Source organism: Ligilactobacillus agilis DSM 20509 (assembly GCF_001436215.1).
Classification (GTDB): domain Bacteria; phylum Bacillota; class Bacilli; order Lactobacillales; family Lactobacillaceae; genus Ligilactobacillus; species Ligilactobacillus agilis.
Map to the genome: position 1 here is coordinate 1 of NZ_AYYP01000005.1, position 1,551 is coordinate 1,551.

Annotated in this window: 2 protein-coding genes; both read right to left on the reverse strand. The window is 36.9% G+C overall.

Annotated features, from left to right (window positions below; translation table 11 throughout):
• Window positions 1-773: IS3 family transposase (locus FC14_RS00415; protein WP_056975635.1), on the reverse strand; the 773-nt coding region annotated here is incomplete at its 3' end.
• Between the two features lie 56 nt (window positions 774-829).
• Window positions 830-1,551, reverse strand: a 722-nt coding sequence (locus FC14_RS00420; RefSeq protein WP_156655704.1) for a helix-turn-helix domain-containing protein, incomplete at its 5' end; no start/stop codon positions are given.

The window sequence follows — 1,551 nt, forward strand, 5'->3', positions numbered from 1 at the left end:
TGATAACGCTTAGTGTTGTAGTAAGTAACATAGTCGTTAATACCAGCTACTAAGTCTTCGTAAGTTGCGAAAGTCTTGTCGTAGTAATACTCATCTTTAAAGTGGCTCCAGAAACTTTCCATAGGTGCGTTATCAATACATCTACCAACTCGCGACATGCTACGAGTTATCCCCGCTTTAGCTACCTCACGGGCATATTCCTTTGATGTGTACTGAAAACCACGGTCGCTATGCAGAATTGGTGTTGCCCCTGGATTTTTATCTAAAGCTTGGTGAAGAGTCTTCATAACTAATGGATTATCGTTAGTTTTACTTACAACCCAACTTATTATTTGTCCTCCGCATAAATCCTTTATAGCGCTAAAATAAGCCTTATACTCTTTATTTTCCCCATACTTTAAGAAAGTGACATCTGTCACCCATTTTTCATTAGGTTTATCGGCGTAGAAGTTACGATTCAAAATATTTTCCTCAAATTCATCGCCTTTGACCACTGTACAACCTGTACGTTTACGCCGAATTATTGATCTAAGATTCATGGAACGCATTAATCGCCGTACGCGCTTATGATTACAATAGATACCGTATTCTCGCTTTAAAATCATGGTAATCTTACGATAACCAGCTTTATCTCCACTTTTATGAAATTCACCGTGAATAATTTCGGAAATCAGTTCGTTATCTTTTTGTCGAGTCGTTTTAGACGCTACCTTCCATTTATAGTATCCCGAACGGGATACTTTTAATATTCTGCATAGTAAGCTCACAGACATTGGCTTTTCATCATTCTTACTAAACTCTTCAATCGCCCTAAATCTGTATTCCTGTCTTACTTCATCAACCTCCTCTCTATTTCGTCTAATTTTTTTAAGAGGGCATTCTCCACTTCTAAGCGTTGAATTTTAGCTTTGGCTTCACGAAGCTCCAATTCTATCTTTTTGGAATCAGTTAATTCGGATAAATCACGCTTCTCAAGCTGTTTACCACGATTATCCTTGAGTCCATTTTTCCCTTTAGCGAGATATTTCTTAACCCAGTTATATACTTGTTGGTAAGAAACGTTATACTTCTTGGCTGTAGCGGAATAATTCTTATCATGTTCAATGGCATATAAGGCGATTTCAATCCGTTCTTCAAATGTTGTTTTACGTCCAGCTTTCATTCGCGTAGATCCTCCGTTAGTGGCTTTGATTTCTTTACCACTATTATACTGAGAAATCCACCTCCGTAGTACAGACGTCGAAGAAATATTGTATTTGTCACAGCATTCTAATAATGAAAATTTTCCTGATAAATAATCGTTAATAGCTGCATGTTTTAGTTCTAAAGGATATTTTCTCCATGTATGTGATTCTTTTAACCCATCTATACCATTATTTTTGTAAGAACTAATCCAAAATTCCAATGTACGAACTACAGTCCCAAACTTTCTAGCTACTTCGGTGTAGGAATAATTTCCAGATAAATACATCTCAACGGCTTCGATACGTTGTTCCCACGTAAAATTTGTTCTTCCTGACAATGCAAAAACCCCCTTCAGAGTAAGATACA